At 62.3% G+C, this 16,392-nt stretch carries 13 protein-coding genes; 1 reads left to right on the forward strand and 12 read right to left on the reverse strand.

The features are described from left to right. Positions 1-57: 57 nt before the first annotated feature. Genes gatB through rmuC form a run of 8 tightly spaced genes read right to left on the reverse strand, consistent with a single transcriptional unit; the run spans position 58 to position 8,160 of the window. Complete coding sequence (gene gatB / locus P272_RS0103715) at positions 58-1,560, reverse strand: Asp-tRNA(Asn)/Glu-tRNA(Gln) amidotransferase subunit GatB (RefSeq protein ID WP_029678208.1); 1,503 nt, start codon at positions 1,558-1,560, stop codon at positions 58-60. 24 nt (positions 1,561-1,584) lie between these two features. Next, the gene (gene gatA, locus P272_RS0103720) at positions 1,585-3,138 is read right to left on the reverse strand and encodes an Asp-tRNA(Asn)/Glu-tRNA(Gln) amidotransferase subunit GatA (protein WP_029678209.1); all 1,554 of its coding nucleotides are present in this window, start codon (positions 3,136-3,138) and stop codon (positions 1,585-1,587) included. A gap of 4 nt (positions 3,139-3,142) precedes the next feature. Next, positions 3,143-3,439 (reverse strand): Asp-tRNA(Asn)/Glu-tRNA(Gln) amidotransferase subunit GatC, encoded by a 297-nt coding sequence (gene gatC, locus P272_RS0103725; protein ID WP_029678210.1) that lies wholly within the window; start codon positions 3,437-3,439, stop codon positions 3,143-3,145. Positions 3,440-3,482: 43 nt separating this feature from the next. Then, entirely contained in the window at positions 3,483-4,472 is a 990-nt protein-coding gene (locus P272_RS0103730) for an ABC transporter permease subunit (protein WP_081709033.1), read from the reverse strand. Beyond that, complete coding sequence (locus P272_RS0103735) at positions 4,469-5,395, reverse strand: ATP-binding cassette domain-containing protein (protein WP_029678212.1); 927 nt, start codon at positions 5,393-5,395, stop codon at positions 4,469-4,471. Before P272_RS0103735 ends, P272_RS0103730 begins: the two co-directional genes overlap by 4 nt. Next, positions 5,392-6,096 carry a TrmH family RNA methyltransferase gene (locus P272_RS0103740; protein WP_029678213.1) on the reverse strand — a complete coding sequence of 235 codons (705 nt, stop codon included), beginning with the start codon at positions 6,094-6,096 and terminating at the stop codon, positions 5,392-5,394. Before P272_RS0103740 ends, P272_RS0103735 begins: the two co-directional genes overlap by 4 nt. Continuing rightward, the gene (locus tag P272_RS0103745; protein WP_044097735.1) at positions 6,093-6,770 is read right to left on the reverse strand and encodes an orotate phosphoribosyltransferase; all 678 of its coding nucleotides are present in this window, start codon (positions 6,768-6,770) and stop codon (positions 6,093-6,095) included. The genes P272_RS0103740 and P272_RS0103745 overlap by 4 nt, the downstream gene beginning before the upstream one ends. Positions 6,771-6,807: 37 nt before the next feature. After that, positions 6,808-8,160: a DNA recombination protein RmuC gene (rmuC, locus tag P272_RS0103750; protein WP_029678215.1), complete on the reverse strand. Its 1,353-nt coding sequence runs from the start codon at positions 8,158-8,160 to the stop codon at positions 6,808-6,810. 177 nt (positions 8,161-8,337) lie between these two features. On the opposite strand from rmuC, the gene P272_RS0103755 reads away from it, so the two are divergent. Further along, positions 8,338-10,413, forward strand: a complete 2,076-nt coding sequence (locus tag P272_RS0103755; RefSeq protein WP_029678216.1) for a P-type ATPase — start codon at positions 8,338-8,340, stop codon at positions 10,411-10,413. A 74-nt stretch (positions 10,414-10,487) separates the two neighbouring features. Here P272_RS0103755 and clpB read toward each other — a convergent pair whose 3' ends face one another. The 4 genes from clpB to P272_RS0103775 all read right to left on the reverse strand — a co-directional run bounded on the left by clpB (position 10,488) and on the right by P272_RS0103775 (position 16,307). Continuing rightward, entirely contained in the window at positions 10,488-13,271 is a 2,784-nt protein-coding gene (clpB, locus tag P272_RS0103760) for an ATP-dependent chaperone ClpB (RefSeq protein ID WP_029678217.1), read from the reverse strand. A gap of 160 nt (positions 13,272-13,431) precedes the next feature. Continuing rightward, positions 13,432-14,247, reverse strand: coding sequence for a fumarylacetoacetate hydrolase family protein (locus tag P272_RS0103765; RefSeq protein ID WP_029678218.1), 816 nt, complete (start codon positions 14,245-14,247; stop codon positions 13,432-13,434). A gap of 66 nt (positions 14,248-14,313) precedes the next feature. After that, a complete protein-coding gene (locus P272_RS0103770; protein WP_029678219.1) occupies positions 14,314-15,132 on the reverse strand; it encodes a YggS family pyridoxal phosphate-dependent enzyme in 819 nt (272 codons plus the stop codon). A 131-nt stretch (positions 15,133-15,263) separates the two neighbouring features. Continuing rightward, positions 15,264-16,307 (reverse strand): glutamyl-Q tRNA(Asp) synthetase, encoded by a 1,044-nt coding sequence (locus tag P272_RS0103775; protein ID WP_044097736.1) that lies wholly within the window; start codon positions 16,305-16,307, stop codon positions 15,264-15,266. Between the last annotated feature and the right edge of the window lie 85 nt (positions 16,308-16,392).

The following is a 16,392-nucleotide window of genomic DNA, read 5'->3' on the forward strand; positions in this document are numbered from 1 at the left end:
GCCGGGCAGGTCCGCCGGTCCGAACCCGCTGGAACCAGGCCGGCGGACCAGGTGCGGTCAGGACTTGGCGATGCGCTCCATGACGATCTTGCTGACCGCCTTGGCATCGGCCTGACCCTTGGTGGCCCGCATGACCGCTCCGATAATAGCGCCCATGGGCTTCATATTGCCGCCCTTGAGTTTGGCCACGATGTCCGGGTTATCCTTGAGGGCCTGATCGACGGCTGCGTCCAGAGCCCCGTCATCCGAAACCACCTGATAGCCGTGTTTCTTGACGACCTCGGCTGGCTTGCCCTCGCCTGCCAACACGCCGGAGACGGTCTGCTTGGCCAGCTTGTCATTGAGCTTGCCGTCAGCAATCAGCTGCTCAACATCAGCGACATCCTGAGCCGAAATGGGCAGCTCCTGCAGGCTGACCCCGCGGGCGTTGGCTTCGCGCGAGATCTCGCCCAACCACCACTTGCGGGCTCCGGCAGCCGTGGCGCCGGCCTTGACCGTATCCTCGATCAGATCCACGGCATCGGCGTTGACCGCGTCCTGCATCTGCCGGTCGGTGAAGTCCCACTCCTTCTTGAGGCGGGCGCGGCGTTCGCGCGGCATCTCAGGCATCTGGGCCTTGAGCTCCTCGATATGGTCCTTGGTCACATGGACCATGACCAGGTCAGGATCGGGGAAGTAACGGTAATCATTGGCATCGGTCTTGACTCGGCCGCCGGCAGTGGTCTGCGTGGACTCATCCCAGTGACGGGTCTCCTGCAGCACCTCCCCACCGGACTCCAGCAGGGCGGCCTGACGACGGATCTCGTAGGTCAGGGTCTTCTCGATGCCCTTGAAGGTGTTGACGTTCTTGGTCTCCGACCGGGTTCCCAGAGGGGCATCCGGCCCGGTGTGCAGGGAGACGTTGACGTCGGCACGCATGTTGCCCTGCTCCATCCGGGCGTGGGAGATGCCCAGGGCGCGGACGATGTCGCGGATGGCCCGGACATAAGCCCCGGCCACCTCGGGGGTGCGTGCCCCAGCACCCTCGATGGGCTTGGTCACGATCTCAACCAGAGGAACACCGGCACGGTTGTAGTCCACCAAGGAGTGGTCGGCGCCTTCGATACGGCCATCGGCCCCACCCACGTGGGTGTTCTTGCCGGCATCGTCCTCCACATGGGCCCGCTCGATGGGCACACGGAAAATGCTGCCGTCGTCCAGCTCCACGTCCAGATAGCCCTCGCCATTCAGAGGCTTGTCATACTGGGAGATCTGATAGTCGCGGGGCATGTCCGGGTAGAAGTAGTTCTTCCTGGCGAACTGGCTCCACTCGTTGACCTTGCAGTGCAGGGCCAGGCCAAGCTTGACCGCATAATCGATGGCGGTCTTGTTGACTACGGGCAGGCTGCCGGGCAGACCCAGTGAGACCGGGGTCAGCTGGGTGTTGGGCTCGCCGCCGAACTCGATATGGGCCGGGCAGAAGAGCTTGGTATTGGTGCACAGCTCGACGTGGACCTCCAGGCCGAACACCGGGTCGTACTTGGCCACGGCATCGGCATACTTCATTAGTTTTTCAGCCATTGTGATTCCGTTTCCTTCCGATGCCTACTTGGTCGAATCCTGAGCCAGACCATCCAGCCAGGGGGTGGACAGCTTCTTGGAGATGGGCCCGCCCCACTGCTCCTCCAGGGCCGCCTCAAGAGCTGCCGCAGGCCGGTACATGACCTCGTCGCGCATCTGAGGGGCGAAGAACTGGAAGCCGACAGGCAGCCCGTCGTCGCTGAGCCCGGCGGGAATCGACATGGCCGGAGTGCCGGCCAGGTTGGCCGGAATGGTAGCCACATCGTTCAGATACATGGCCAGCGGGTCGTCCATCTTTTCGCCAAAGCGGAAGGCCGTGGTCGGCGAAGTCGGCGATACCAGGACATCGGCCTGCTCGAAGGCCTTCTCAAAGTCGCGGATGACCAGGGTGCGGACCTTCTGAGCGGAGCCGTACCAGGCGTCATAGTAGCCGGCGGACAGGGCGTAGATGCCCAGGATGATCCTGCGCTTGACCTCGTCGCCGAACCCGGCTTCACGGGTGGCAGCCATCATGTTGGCAGCCGTCTGGGGGACGCCCTCGGGGGGCATGACCCGCAAGCCATAGCGCATGCCGTCGTAACGGGCCAGGTTTGAAGAGACCTCGGAGGGCATGATGATGTAGTAGGCGGCCAGCGCGTAGGGGAAGTGCGGGCAGGAGACCTGGACCACCTCGGCACCCATGGATTCCAGCAGCGAGACGGCCTCGTTGAAGCGGGCCTCGACGCCGGGCTGGTAGCCCTCGCCACCCAGCTCCTTGACCAGACCCACCTTGAGGCCCTTCAAATCGCGATTCTGGCCCTGACGAGCGGCCTGAGCCAGAGGGGGAACCGGCTTGGGAATGGAGGTGGAGTCTCGACGGTCATAGCCGCCGATGACCTCTTGCAATAGGGCCGCATCCAGCACAGACCGGGAAACCGGACCGATCTGATCCAGAGAGGAGGCCATGGCGATGGCCCCGAACCGGGAGACGCCGCCATAGGTGGGTTTGACGCCCACGGTGCCGGTCAGGGATCCGGGCTGACGAATGGACCCGCCGGTGTCGGTGCCCAGGGCCAGCGGGGCCTCAAAGGCGCCGACAGCCGAGGCCGAGCCGCCCCCCGAGCCACCTGGAACCCGCTCGGTGTCCCAGGGGTTGTGTGTAGTCTTGAAGGCCGAGTGCTCAGTGGAAGATCCCTGGGCGAACTCGTCCAGGTTGGTCTTTCCTAGAATGGGCATCCCTGCGGCCTTGAGCTTCTTGATGACGGTAGCGTCGTAAGGCGGCACCCATCCCTCGAGAATCTTGGAGGCGGCTGTAGTGGGAATGCCCTTGGTGACGATCATGTCCTTGATGGCAATGGGAACGCCGGCCAGTTCCGGCAACCCCTCGGCGCCTTCATGGGCCAGGTGCTGGTCGAAGGCATCGGCCTGCTCCAGGGCCTGATCGGCGCTGACCTGCAGAAACGCATCAATGCTGGGCTCGGCGGCTTCGATCACATCCAGATGAGCCTGAACCAGCTCGCGGCTGGAGACCTGCCCCGACCGCAGCTGTGCGGCCATGTCGGAGGCGGATTGCTTGACCAATTCTTCCTGTGCGCTCATCTTTTCACTCCTCACCCAGAATGCGCGGGGCCACAAACATGCCCGACTCGGTGACCGGCGCCCCCGAGAGGGCAGCCTCCTGGGTCAGCGGTTCCTCAGCCTCGTCGGGGCGCAGGTAGGCCTCCAGGGGAATGGGATTGGCAGTGGGGGGCACGTCGCCGCCGGCCACCTCCTGGACCTTGGTAATGGAATCGGCGATCACGTTGAGTTCGCCCTTGAGGCGGTCAGCCTCCTGATCGGTCAAGGCAATTCGGGCCAAATCGCCCAAGTGCTTGATCTCTTCACGTGTAAAAGTTGGCATACCACTTATCATATGGGTGCTCTATGACACGCAGAAGGCAGGGTCAACCGATGTCTGCGCGCCTAAAGACCAGGGTTCCCAGAGCACAGCTTAGGGCCGTCCAAACCATCAGGATCAGGCCCGCCTGCCACCAGGTCGGGCACCATCTGATACCTGTCTCTGCCGCCCGGTTCAGGCCAGAGAGGAAGGTGACCAGCAGGCTGGTTGGCGTCAGTCTGAAGGGGGCCTGCAGCCAGCCGACATGAGGGACCAAACCCCCCAAGAGGCCCAGAATCAGTGGCAAGATCAACGTCAGTCCCAGAAACAGGCCGACCCCGCCTGCCCTGGATCGACTCAAAGCCCCCAGACCCAGGCCCATCAAAGCGAAGAGGACCAGGATGAGCGGACCGCCCAGCAGATCAAGCAGAGCAAGCCCAGGCTTGTAAGCGGGCAGGGTCCCCAATCTGCCCGGCAGAAGCAGGGCCGCCAGGATCCAGCTGAGCAGCAGGCCTACCTGCGCCGCCAGCCAGGTCGACAAGGCCAAGGCAAGGCCCTTGGCCATCAGGACCATGCCCCGACGAGGATTGGCAGTCAGCGTGCTCTCAATGGTGGCGCCGGAAAACTCTCGAGTAAGGACCAGAACACCCAGAATGCCCGCCACAATCATGCCCGGAAACAGACCGGAAACGACGGCCGACCAGAAAACGTCACTGGATGCAGGCAACAGGTGGGCCAGAAGGTGATTGGTCTGCCAGCCCAGGCCAGCCAGGACCCGGGTCGCACAGGCCATCAGGCCGGTGCTCAACGGCTGCAGCAGCATGACGATCAGGAGCAGGACCCAAGTCGATCGCAGGGAGAGCATCTTGCGCAGCTCTCCTCGAACCGCCCCGAAAAGGGTCAACTGACCGGATGGACGACGCGAATCCAGGAAGGACAGCCCCGGGGTTCGACGTAGCCGAGTGAAAGCGGAACCATGCCGCGGAGTTGCCTTATCAGGTCCTGCGGGTATCTCTCGCCGACTCCGGCGAACTCGACGGCCGCTGTCCGCACTCATGACCGTGCATCCCTTCTACCGCGGATGATGTCCTTGTAGGCCTGTTCCAGGGAAACTTCCTCAGGCTGAAAATCATAGAGCACCACACCCTCCTGGGCCAGAATCGAGGCTGTGGAAGCCAGGGGCGCACCCTGGATGCGGAAGCGGGCAGCATCGGGCGGACAGCTCTCGTCTGGCGGCAGGCGGGTGATGCTGATTCCGGCAGCCGTGGCCAGGGCGGCTTTTAATTGGTCGGGTTGCGGCGTCACCGCATAGATGGAGTCATGGGAGTGCTCGCCAATAAACCGGGCCACTGTCGTTCTCTCCAGGATCCGCCCCTTGGCGATGATGACCAGATCGTCGGCGATTTGAGCCACCTCGTTGATCTTACGGGAGCTCAGGAGGACTGCCCTGCCCTGTGAAGCAAGACCGCGCCAAATGTCCCTCACCCGCTCGGCTCCCCCGGGATCCAGACCGTGAAGGGGATCATCCAGAACCAGGTTGTGCGGGTCGCCCAGAAGGGCTGCAGCCAAGGCCAGTCGCTGACTCATCCCCAGAGAAAGGGAACCTGTCGGCCTGTCGGCGACCGATTGCAAGCCGACCATCTCAAGCACCTGGTCCACCCGACCGTGATCAATACCACTGATCGCAGCTAGGGCCAGCAGGTGATCCCTGGCCTTGCAGGCAGGATGGGCGTTGGGTGGATTCAGTACAGCCCCCGCTGTCCGCATGGGCGATGAGAGCCGAACAAAGGGCTGGCCATCGAACAGGGCCTTGCCTGCGTCAGGGCGAACCAGGCCCAGAGCAATGCGCAGTGTGGTCGACTTGCCAGCGCCTTTAGGCCCCACAAACCCGGTCACCCGACCGTCCCTGGCCGTGAAAGAGACACGGTTCAGTACCTTGCGGGAGCCAAAGCGCTTGGTCAGCGAGTCGATGCCAATCATGGACCCGCCACCTCCGCGTGCTGGCAGATCCAGGAGTGCATGGCCACGGCAGCCGCAGCGCCGGCGTTGATGGAGCGCACCGAGCCGAACTGGGAGATGTAGACCACATCGTCGGCCAGCTCCAAGGCCTTCTCGGACAGCCCCGGCCCCTCGGCGCCGAACATAAGCAGACAGCGGCGAGGAAAGCGATAGGTTTCCATAGGGACTGCCCCGGGGACGTTATCGATAGCAATCATGCGGGGGGCGGACTGCCCCTGCCCGGCCGCCTCTTCTTGCAGGGTGGACGCCATGGTTGCTATATCGGGATCGTGGACCACGTGCTGGTAGAGCTCGGTCATCAGCGAGCCCTTGCGGTTCCATTTATGAGGACCGACTATATGGACGCGGCGGGCGGCGAAGGCGTTGGCGGTTCTGACCATGGAGCCGATATTGAAGTCGTGGGTCCAGTTCTCCACAGCCACCTCGAAATCATGACGACCCCGACGGTCCAGGTCGTCCCGAATGGCCTCGACCTTCCAATAGCGGTACCGGTCCAGAACGTTGCGCCGATCCCCCTGCTCCAGCAGTTCGCGGTCATAGCGCGGATCCGTCGGCATGGGCTGTTCAGGATGCTCTTCCTGCCAGGGGCCGACCCCTACCTGCCGGAAAACGGGCTCATCTGAGGCCATGGCCGCTCGGGTCACTGGGTCAGGCTCCCTCATGACCGCTCCGGGGAGTCGTCGGCCGCACCGACGAATTGATCCTCCTGGTAGGCGCAGATGAAAGGTAGCCTTTGCCGGGATCCGTCCACCGGATCGACCACCTGAATGCTGCCATCGGTCCGGCCACCCACCAGCGAGGCGATGGCCAGCGTCTTGGCGCCCTGACGCTGGATGATCCCACAGTCAAGATTGAGTTCGTTATTCCTGCCCAAGGTAACCAGGGACGAGGTCTGCACATAGGATTTCCGGCCCAGCCAAGCATCCAGAAGGATAACCCGTCTGCCTTCGATGGACGGGCCCTTGATGGAGGGGTAAACGAAGTCCATGACAAAGGCGTCCAGATCCTGCCCACGCGAGGCTGCGGCATGAAGCATGGCATCAGCCAGTGGCACGGCAGCGGCGGTCAGGGCCCCAACCGCATCGAAGTCGTCGACTGAATAGCCCGCATCCTCCAGGGTGTCCAGAAGAACATGCCCGGCAAGTTCGGCCCCGCGATGATGGAAGGTGACCCCGCTCAGCTCGGTGAAGGGACGCCCGCCGATCTCCTGGGTCAGGAGTTCACGCAGCTGATCGACCGGCTCAGGCAGGTCCACGTCAGATTCGCGTCCGACCAGATCAGGCGACCCAGTGGGCCTGAAGGATGAACCCTCTTGTCTCTTCGTTGCCTCGTTCATGCTTATCAGACTAGCGCCGGAGGCCCCTAAGCGGCACTCACTGCCCTTGGTCAGGCAAAACTTCCGGAGCGGTCAGCTCCCTGATATTGCCCTTGTCTGAATCGATCATGTCAACCGAATCGATGACCTTGGAGGGATCCATCTGCTGCAGCTTGCGGGCGGTGACCAGAACGCGCGACTCCAAAGAGGAGGCGAACTTGTTGTAGGCGGTCACTGTGGCAGTGATGGAACGGCCCAGTTTGTTGGCCCGATCACCCAAGACCACAAAGCGGTCATAGAGCTCGTGGGTCAATGTAAAGAGAGTGCGGGCGTCCTCGGACAGGTTCTGCTGCTGCCAGGCGTAGGCCACCGACTTGAGCACAGCCCAGAGAGTCACCGGCGAGGTCAGGGCCACCTTTTGGGCAAAGGCATCATCCATCAGGGTGGGGTCTACCTCCAGGGCAGCCTGCAGAAGGGAGTCGTTGGGGATGAAGGCCACCACGAAGTCCGGAGCCGTTTCGAAGGCGTTCCAGTACTCCTTGTCGGCCAGGGCCTTGACGTGCTCGCGCAGGGCCCGGGCATGTGCCTTGAGCAGCTCGTCCCGGCGGTGCAGTTCGTCGTCCGAAGCAGTATCGGGAATCTCGCAGGCCCGCTGGTAGTCGGAATAAGGAGCCTTGGCATCAATGGGAATGGTCTTGCCGCCGGGCAGGTGGACCACCATGTCGGGACGCAGGACGCGGCCATCCGAGGCGGTTACCACAACCTGAGTGTCGAAGTCCACATGCTCCAGGAGCCCCGCAGACTCGACAATATTCCTGAGCTGGGCCTCTCCCCAGGCGCCGCGCACCTTGTTGTTGCGCAGGGCCGAAGCCAGTGAACTGGTCTCCTTGTCAAGTCGCCCTTGCTGCTCACCCAGACTCTTCAGCTGCTGTCCCAGGGAGCCCATCTCCTGCTTGCGGCCCTCCTCGATCTGGGCCACCTTGTGCTGGAGGGCATCCAGATTCTTCTGCACGGGGGCCAGGGCCGAGAGCACCTTGCTCTCCTCCTCCATGCTCTCAGCCTGCTTGCGCCGCTTCTCCTCCTCCTGAGCCTGGGCGCGGCGGCGCTCCTGCTCGATTCTGATCTGTTCGGCCTGCTGGGCCTGGGCCAGCTGGGACTTGACAAAGGAGAGCTCGCGGTTCAGGCCGTCCACCTTGGTCCGTGCCTCGACCAGAGCCGCATCGGATCCATGGAGCCGTTCCTGGGCCTGATCCAGCTGCGCACGCAGTTCATCCACCTGGCCGTCGGACCCCATGCCGACGGCCTTCCGACCCTGGGCGCGACCCAGCACATACCCGGCCAGTCCTCCCAGGACTATACCGATCAGCAGGAGAAGCACCACCATGACCACTGATGACGTAGAATCGAACATATGTTCTAGTAAACCTCCAGCACTGGACCCGAAAAACAAGGTCGGCACGGCAGGTTGCCGGCGATAATTTGAGAATTCGTTTTTTCCGCAAGGAATCGGCCTTATGACCGGCACCGGGCCGCAATAAAGGGCAGAATAGGAAATATTAAGGGGTTGGAGCAAGACCGAAGGAGATCCGTGGGTATCGATATCTTCCTGGCGATAGCCGATCTGGTCGTGGCCTGTGCGGTCACTTGGCTGATCATCTGGTACTTCCTTATGCCGTCGGCTCATGTTAGCGACCAGGATGCAGGCACGGACTCCCCGGCCAACCACCCCTGGCGCGATCCCGAGGATTGGGGCAAATGGGGGGCCGATCTGGACTCCCGCAGCCATCGTCTGCTCAGGCCTACCATCATCAGCGCCCTGCTGACCGCGCCCGTTCTGGTTCTGGACCTGTTCGATCGCTTCGGCCCCGATCTGATTCCTTCCTGGCTGACCAGCCCCTGGGTCCAGGCTATTCTGATAACTCCAGTCATCTTCTACTGCGGCCGCGGGATACTCATGGACGGGTGGAAGGCCATGACCGAACACCGCTGCAGCCCAGATCTCCTGGCCATGCTGGCCACAAGTCTGGCCTACCTATACAGCCTGGCTACCTGCCTGGCCGGATCCCTGCTGCCTGAGGGCTCCCGATCCCCCTACTTCGATCTGGTCGGCGTGGTCATTACCCTCTTACTGCTGGCCCGGGTCATCGGCACCAAAATGGAAGCCTCCCTGGTGGCCTCTTTGAACCACCTGACAGAGATCCGGCCAGCCTCAGGCCTGGTGGCCGATTCCGAGCATCCGCAGACAGTTCCCGCCCAAATCCTTGCACGTGACCGGATCCACCCAGGCGATCTGCTCCTGGTACGCACAGGAGAACGCCCGGCCGCCGATGGGGTTGTGGAGTCAGGGTCGGCCCTGGTGGACGACAGCGAGCTGACAGGCGGTGACAGGCCCCGGCCATGCGGACCCGGTGACCGAATCCTGGCCTCCAGCAAGATCCTGGAAGGCCGATTGTCCATCCGCGTGGATGCCGCCGGTGACAACACCTATGCAGCCAGGCTCGTGAAAATCATTCCTCAGGCTCTGGTCGAGCGCTCCCCCGCCATGCGCAGGATGGACCGTATCGTCCACACAGCCATAGCCCTGATCATGATTCTGGCTGTCTGGACCTTCATGCTCTGGCTCATGCTGGGACCACAGCCTCACCTGGCCCATGCCGTAGGCAATGCCGTCTGTGTGCTTACCATCGCCTGCCCTGCCGTCGCAGCCATGACCATCCCCCTGGCCTTCCGAACCAGCCTGGAGACGGGCCTGGCCCACGGTTTGCTCTTCACCTCACCACGGGCCATGAACCACCTGGGCCGGGTACGCACCCTGATTCTGGACGACTCCTCTCTGCTGGATCCCGACGACTCGGAGGGACAGGGTGTCCACACGGAATCCCTGACCCGGGCCGCTACCCATCTACGCGCCCTTCGGGTAAGCAGCCTGATCCTGGATGGGAGCCGCCAGCCGGACGACAGGGTTGAGCGGGCGGCGCGTCAGGCGGGCGTGGATATGCTGATTACCCGGCTGACCCCCGAGCGCAAGCGCGAGTGCATGGATCGGCTCAATCACGACCTGACACGGACCAGCAAGGGCGTTCCAGCGGATCGGACCGATCAAGAAACCGCCTCCGCCGCAAAGCAGGGCCGAACCAGCCTGGTGGCTCTGGCGGCCGGGACCACAGCGGATCCCAAACTGACGGCCAAGGCTCGAGTAGACATCACTCTAGGTCCAAAACTCCAGACCCACACGGACGATGCCGCAGAGGACATCGACCTGCCGCAGGCGGACCTGATCCTGCACCAGGGCGACCTGGACGGGACCAGTAGGGCCATAGAACTGAGCCGAGCCACCACCCAGGTCATTAGGCAGAACCTGACCTGGTCCACTGTCTACAACATCATCGCCCTGGTCATTGCCACCGGAATCTGCCAACCCTTCCTGGGCTGGATGCTCAACCCCATGATCGCAGCAGTAACAGGTGCCCTGTCAACCATCCTGGCCATGCTCAACGTTCGTCGTCTGCACCGGCTGCGGCACCTGCGCCGTCGCTGGCTGCACCTTGCCCTGATCGACACGGACCAGCTTCCAACAATCGCGGCACGACGCCCCCAGATCATCGTCGACAGCCAGTGGGAGTCCATGCAAGAGGGCAAGGACCCGGCTGCTGCTATGGATTGAATCCACAAAGACAGTCTGTGGAGCGAAAAGGTTCGGCACCCGGGAATGATCCCGGGTGCCGAACCCAATTGACCTCAGTGAGACTGGATCTGACCTTGATCGTCGCCACGTGCGGCATGACGGCCACGACCTCCATCGCGTCCGGCATCACCGGCATCAGCATCAGCGTCGCCATCAGCCGTCACATCGTCGACCGTGACCGAGTCATCGACCAGGTTTTCAGTGGGCCAGGCGGTCAGCTCCAGGTGGTCGCCGCCGGTCTGATCCACCAGGACCGTGTCGCCGTCGTGGACCTTGCCAGCCAGCAACATCCTGGCAAGCTGATCGCCCACCTCGGTCTGGACCAGTCGACGCAGCGGACGAGCGCCGAAAGCCGGATCATAACCTATGTTGGCCAGCCACTCCCGAGCGGAGTCGGTGACATCCAGAGTGATGCGCCGATCGGTCAGCCGCTGGGCCACCTGCTTGACCTGGATGTCCACAATGGAACCCAGCTCGTCGCGGGTTAACGGATGGAAGATGACCAGATCGTCCAAGCGGTTGATGAACTCGGGCTTGAAGTTGGCGTGCACAGCATCCATGACGGCCTTGCGCTTGCCTTCCTCGTCAAGGTCGTCCCGGACCAGGAACTGCGAGCCCAGGTTGGAGGTCATAATCAGGATGGTGTTCTTGAAGTCCACCGTTCTGCCCTGGCCATCGGTCAACCTGCCGTCATCCAGGACCTGCAGGAGCAGGTCGAAGACCTCAGGGTTGGCCTTCTCCACCTCATCGAAGAGGACCACCGAGTAGGGCCGCCTACGCACGGCCTCGGTCAGCTGGCCGCCCTCCTCATAGCCCACATAGCCGGGGGCAGCGCCAATCAGCCGGGAGACCGAGGCCTTCTCCATGTACTCTGACATGTCGATGCGAACCATGGCTTTCTCGTCGTCGAAGAGGAAGTCTGCCAAAGCCTTGGCCAGCTCCGTCTTACCTACGCCCGTGGGGCCCAGGAACATGAAGGATCCTGTGGGCCTATCGGGGTCGGCGATGCCGGCACGCGAGCGCCGGACTGCGTCGGAGACTGCATGGATGGCCTCCTGCTGGCCAACCACCCGCTTGCCCAGGTAGTCCTCCATATGCAGGAGCTTCTCGTTCTCTCCCTCCATGAGCCGTCCCACAGGGATACCGGTCCAGTCAGAGACGATTTCGGCCACGGAATCCGCATCCACGTGGTCAGGAACCATGGGCTCCTGGGCCGGGCCCCCGGCGATGTCAGCCCCATCGGGACCAGCGTCATTGGAGGCGTTCTTGGCCTGCTCGGCCGCGTTCTCCGCCTGGGCCAGCTGCTTGCGAATGCCAGGGATTTCCCCGTAGAGAATGCGGGAGGCCTTCTCCAGGTCCCCTTCGCGGGTGGCCTTGTCGGCTTCGACCCGCTTGGCATCCAACTGGGCACGCAGGTCTCCGACCTTGTTGTGGCCAGCCTTCTCGTTCTCCCAACGGGCCTTGAGACCACCCAGCTTCTCGCTGGAGTCCGCCAGCTCGGCCTGCAGCTTGCTCAGACGATCCTTGGAGGCGGGGTCGTCAGCCTTCTTCAGCTGCATCTCCTCCATCTCCAGACGGGTGACGCGACGCTGAAGCTCGTCGATCTCCTCAGGCTGGGAGTCCAGCTCCATCCGCAGGTGGGCAGCAGCCTCGTCAACCAGGTCGATGGCCTTGTCAGGGAGCTGACGACCAGAGATGTACCGGTTGGATAGCGTTGCCGCAGCCACCAGGGCGTCATCACCGATGGTCACCTTGTGGTGGGCCTCGTAACGCTGCTTGAGACCACGCAGGATGGCCACGGTGTCCTCCACGGAGGGCTCACCCACGAAGACCTGCTGGAAGCGGCGCTCCAGAGCCGGATCCTTCTCGATGTTCTCCCGATATTCGTCCAAGGTGGTGGCGCCGATCAGGCGCAGTTCACCCCTGGCCAACATGGGCTTGAGCATGTTGCCCGCGTCCATGGATCCCTCGGCGGCACCAGCACCGACGATGGTGTGAATCTCGTCGATGAAGGTGATGACCTGACCGTTGGCGCTCTTGATCTCGTTGAGGACGGCCTTGAGTCGTTCCTCGAATTCGCCGCGGTACTTGCTGCCAGCCACCATGGAGCTCAGATCCAGGGAGATCAGCCTCTTGCCTTGCAGGGTGGTAGGTACGTCACCGGCCACGATACGCTCGGCCAGACCCTCGACCACGGCTGTCTTGCCCACGCCGGGCTCGCCGATGAGAACAGGGTTGTTCTTGGTGCGCCGCGACAGGATCTGCATGACACGACGAATCTCCTGATCCCTGCCGATGACCGGGTCCAGCTTGCCCTCCTTGGCCTGGGCGGTCAGATCGGTGGAGTACTTCTCCAGGGCCTTGTAGGTACCTTCGGCATCCGGGCTGGTCACCTTGGCGCCGCCGCGCACCTGGGGCACAGCCTTGCGCAGGGTATCGGCCTGCAGACCGTTCCGATTCAGAATATCGGCGGCCTGCGAGGGACCCTGGGCGATGGCGATGAGCAGGTGCTCGGTGGAGACGTACTCGTCCCCCATGGCCTGCATTTCCTTCTCAGCCTGGGCCAGGGCCATGCTGAGCTGACGGCTGGCATCGGGCTGTGAGGCCGTGGATCCGCTGGCCGACGGCAGAGCCACCAGGGCCTGACGGACCTCGGCGCCGACTCTTTGGCTGTCACCACCTGCGGCCTGGATCAGTCCAGGAACCACGCCGGACTGCTGACGCAGCAAGGAGTCCAACAGATGGAGCACATCCACCTGGGGGTTGCCGGCCGCCGAGGCCGACTGGATAGCATCGCCTATGGCCTGCTGAGCCATGGTGGTGAAGTTTTCGTTCATAGAGCATCCTCCAACATTCTTCAGCGGGGCCAGCCGAATCACTCAACCAGACCCCGTCACGGGTTCATCTGTCTTCTACAACAGCGAAAGGAGGACACCTATTCCCAAACTTGAGCCTAAACGACTCAAGTTTTTATATCGTTTGTTTTCCTGCTATTTGCTACTCGTCAATGATCACATTGCGCAGGTAGCCGATTCCCTCCACCTGGACAGTGGCCTCGTCACGGTTTTTCAAGGAACCCGTGGCGTTAGGGGTACCGGTCATGATGACATCGCCGGGCAGCAGTGTGGCGAAACTGGAGATGAAGGCGATCTGCTCAGGAATGGAGTGAATCAGGTTGGCGGTGGTGCCGCTTGCCTCAGGCACCTCTTCCCCGTTGAGCCTGAAGGAGATCTTCGCATCCCGATAGTCCAGGTCGGTCTCGATCCAAGGCCCGAGGGGGCAGGCAGTGTCAAAGCCCTTGCAGCGGGTCCACATTGGGTCGTTCTTCTGCAGGTCGCGCAGGGTCACATCGTTGACGCAGGTGTAGCCCAGCACATAGTCCATGGCCTCGTTGACGCTCACCTTCCGCGCCATCCTGCCCATGACAACGGCAACCTCGGGCTCGTAGTTCATGTCCTTGCTGTAAGAAGGCTTGACGATGGGGTCGTCAGGGCCGATGACCGAGGTGGAGGGCTTCATGAAGAGCATGAGCTTCTCCGGAGGCTCCGGGTCCGAGGACTGGCCCTGCTCGGCCATGTAGGCGGCGTGAGCTCGGTAGTTCTTGGCCGCCCCGTAGATCTTGGAGGGGATGACCGGAGCCAGCAGCCGCACATCCTCGTCGTCCAGGGGGTAACGCTTGCCGGTGGGCTCGACCTGCTGACCGGTCAGGGGGTAGCCGCTCAGCTCGACCAGGTAATCCTTGCCGTCCTGCTTATCAGTTTGGACGAAGGCATATCGTGGGGTGTCCTTGTAGGAAAAACGCGCGATTCTCATAGGGCACAGTCTAGCCCCAGGCCGGGCCGCTTGATAGGTTCGGGTTCCGAAACAGACAGTGGCTGGTCAGATAAAAGCCCGCGGGCCGAAGATGGCTGTGCCTACACGAACCTCGGTCGACCCCTCAGCCACTGCATACTCCATGTCTCCGGTCATTCCCATGGACAGCATGGTGCAGGTGTCGGTGCCCGGCTCCCCCGAATCCCTGATGCGGTCGCGCAGACCGCGCAAATGGGCGAATCCGCTCCTGATGATGGCCTCATCGTCCACATGTGCGCCGACGGTCATCAGACCCTTAAGCTGAATCCCCTCCATAGCTGCCAGCTCATAGGCCAGATCCAGGGCCTGGTCGGGGGCACATCCCGACTTGGCCTGCTCGCCGGACTCGTTGACCTCCAGGAGTATGCCCACAGTCCTGCCTGCAGCCAGTGCCCGCATGGCCAGCTTCCGAGCCAGCGAGGGCCCGTCGACCGACTCGACCGTGTCGACATATGGCAGGATCTTATTGATCTTGTTGGATTGGAGCTGCCCGATAAGGTGGAAGCCCAGACTGGCGCTTGATGAATCACTGTCTACAACGTCGGTGCCAAGAGCCAGTCCCCTGTCCCGACAGAGCTCCAGCAATCCCTGGGCCTTGGCGGTGACCTCCTGGGGACGGTTCTCGCCGATCCGACGCACCCCGGCATCGATGGCTGCCATAATCTCGCCCACATCGCGGGTCTTGGTGGCCGCCAGCAGGGTTACCGAGCCTTCTTTTCGACCAGCGGAGACCTCCGCTTTGGCAATCCTGTCGGCCACACGCTTGACCCCATCCGCAATCTGTCTGGCTCGTTCCTGGCTGATCTGCCGATTGCCCAGATCCTTGTGGTCCATATAGGCGACCATGACCCGCTACCTCCTTAAATTCCGGAAGCCTTGACTGAGGCCATGGTAGCCAGTGGCTCATACCTGCAAACCTACGAGCCCGGGAGAAAGCCGATGTCGGAAACGAGCTGCGAAATTCAGGATCGAAGAACCTACAGACTCGGCTTTGCTTCAGAAACGTTCAGCTCGCTCAGGTTTAGCTGCCGGTCCTTGCGGTCAGCGGCCAGAGTGTTCCATGTGAAACCATCCAGCAGTTCCCGAGCACTGGCAGGTCTGGGACGGTCCAAGATTCCCAGAAGCCAGCCACAGACCCCCAACACCTGCCTGGACGACCAGCCGTCTCTTCTCAGTAATCCCAGGTCCGGCGATCCGAAACGCTTGGACATCCTCCTGCCGTCCACACCATCAATCAGAGGCAGATGCGCATATTGAACGCGAGAAGCCTGTGGCTGAAGATGATTCCGGATCCACATCTGAATGGCCGTTGACCTCAGCAGGTCCCTTCCCCGCACGATCTGGTTGACACCCATGGCCAGGTCATCCACCGTCACCGCCAGCTGGTAGGAAACCAAACCATCCGAACGTTTGACGACCACATCGCCGACCTGCCTGGCCAAGTTGAAGGACTGCGGGCCAAAAATCAGATCGTCGAAGCGACAGATGGCATCCGGTTCGTCGGGCTGATCAGGGACTGCGATTCTCAGACTGTGCCGCTGCCCTCGAGCCATCCTTTCACTGACCACCTCAGGGGAAAGTCCTCGGCAGGTGCCGGGATAGACGATGAACCCGTCGCCTTCATTCGGCGCCGATGCCGCGCGGATGTCGGCACGGGAGCAGAAGCAGGGATAAATCAGCGGCTGCTCGCCTACCAATTGCTGCGATTCCAGCAGCTTCAATGCCTGCCTGTAGGCATCGGCGCGCTGGGACTGGTAGACCACCTCGCCATCCCAATCCAATCCCAGCCAGGCCAGGTCATCCATGATCCAATGATCAGCGTCCTTGACCACCCGTGGCGTATCTATGTCTTCGATGCGAAGCCGCAGAACCCCGCCAGGCCCTTGCGACCTGACACCCAGCCAGGCCGCCAGACATGCATAGATATTGCCCAGATGCATTCGCCCGGTTGGCGAAGGCGCCAACCTTCCTACGACCTTGGCCTGGCCGACCTGGTCCACTATCGGTTCTCCCTTGTGCATACCGACATGCTTGCATGCCACCCGGTCATCGAGGAACCATCAGGCAGTCAAACTACTACATGCCCTTGAATGGTCACGCAAGGTA

This window comes from Bifidobacterium sp. 7101 (genome assembly GCF_000499285.1).
In the GTDB taxonomy this organism is placed as follows: Bacteria; Actinomycetota; Actinomycetes; order Actinomycetales; family Bifidobacteriaceae; genus Bombiscardovia; species Bombiscardovia apis_A.

Excerpts from the sequence above, each read along its gene's own strand:
- gatB (WP_029678208.1), bottom strand. The coding sequence starts at position 1,560 with ATGGCTGAAAAACTAATGAAGTATGCCGATGCCGTGGCCAAGTACGAC.
- gatA (WP_029678209.1), bottom strand. The coding sequence starts at position 3,138 with ATGAGCGCACAGGAAGAATTGGTCAAGCAATCCGCCTCCGACATGGCC.
- gatC (WP_029678210.1), bottom strand. The coding sequence starts at position 3,439 with ATGCCAACTTTTACACGTGAAGAGATCAAGCACTTGGGCGATTTGGCC.
- P272_RS0103730 (WP_081709033.1), bottom strand. The coding sequence starts at position 4,472 with ATGAGTGCGGACAGCGGCCGTCGAGTTCGCCGGAGTCGGCGAGAGATA.
- P272_RS0103735 (WP_029678212.1), bottom strand. The coding sequence starts at position 5,395 with ATGATTGGCATCGACTCGCTGACCAAGCGCTTTGGCTCCCGCAAGGTA.
- P272_RS0103740 (WP_029678213.1), bottom strand. The coding sequence starts at position 6,096 with ATGAGGGAGCCTGACCCAGTGACCCGAGCGGCCATGGCCTCAGATGAG.
- P272_RS0103745 (WP_044097735.1), bottom strand. The coding sequence starts at position 6,770 with ATGAACGAGGCAACGAAGAGACAAGAGGGTTCATCCTTCAGGCCCACT.
- rmuC (WP_029678215.1), bottom strand. The coding sequence starts at position 8,160 with ATGTTCGATTCTACGTCATCAGTGGTCATGGTGGTGCTTCTCCTGCTG.
- clpB (WP_029678217.1), bottom strand. The coding sequence starts at position 13,271 with ATGAACGAAAACTTCACCACCATGGCTCAGCAGGCCATAGGCGATGCT.
- P272_RS0103765 (WP_029678218.1), bottom strand. The coding sequence starts at position 14,247 with ATGAGAATCGCGCGTTTTTCCTACAAGGACACCCCACGATATGCCTTC.
- P272_RS0103770 (WP_029678219.1), bottom strand. The coding sequence starts at position 15,132 with ATGGTCGCCTATATGGACCACAAGGATCTGGGCAATCGGCAGATCAGC.
- P272_RS0103775 (WP_044097736.1), bottom strand. The coding sequence starts at position 16,307 with ATGCACAAGGGAGAACCGATAGTGGACCAGGTCGGCCAGGCCAAGGTC.